Raw genomic sequence first — 837 nt, forward strand, 5'->3', positions numbered from 1 at the left:
ATTACAAAAAATAATAAAAATAAAAATTGTAATCTTTTCTTTCATTTGACGATCTTTTGGTGAAATTGCCTATAACGGTTGGGTATTTCTGTTGGCGGGCTTTTATAACAGGTCTTTGTAAATATAACAAAAAGAACAACTAGCGAAAACCTTTATGATGTAAACTTCAACCCCGCTAATAGAAATACCGTGTTATCTGCAGTCTTTTATTTTTTTTCCACTAGAATATTCCATTTCGCATTTTGTTCCATCATCATTATAACAAAACCATTTTCCGTTTTTTTTCCCATTTTTAAATTCTTCATGAAGAATTAAGTTTCCATTTTCGTAGGAATTATATTCAGATTTTTTTTCATTTTCATCAAATGTAGTTTCGCGAATTTTTTTTCCGTCCGAACTAAAATTTAAAACTTTCACTCTTTTATTCTCTTGGTTAAAAATAGTTTCTGTAGAAATAATTTGTTTAGAATTATTGTTGTAATAAAGTAAAGTTTTAGTCAATTTCCCATTGTCGTATATTTCTTCAAATTTTATGTGTCCATTTTTATTTTTGTTCTGTGCGATTCCTGTAAAAATTTGATTATTCAATTTATTGTAAGCAATTCCATTCACGAAAAACACATCTTCAAATTCTATTTTTTCTTGCGAGTAACTTTTACCAAAAAATAAAAATAATATAGTTAAAATTGTAAATTTCATTTTGTTACGGATTTTTCCATGATTGCAGATAACGTCCGGCGTATATGGAGGGTTGCGGCTACTGCCCCAGATCTTCGTACAAAAACCGGACTTTAAACTTAGCGAAAATTCTGATACAAAAGCAGACTTCCGCAATCC

General features: G+C 29.2%; 1 protein-coding gene. It reads right to left on the reverse strand.

What is annotated here, in order from left to right; genetic code table 11:
• Positions 1-192: 192 nt before the first annotated feature.
• Positions 193-837, reverse strand: a 645-nt coding sequence (locus tag H9628_RS11910) for a toxin-antitoxin system YwqK family antitoxin (RefSeq protein WP_394368184.1), incomplete at its 5' end; no start/stop codon positions are given.

This window comes from Kaistella pullorum (genome assembly GCF_014837035.1).
Lineage (GTDB): Bacteria > Bacteroidota > Bacteroidia > Flavobacteriales > Weeksellaceae > Kaistella > Kaistella rhinocerotis.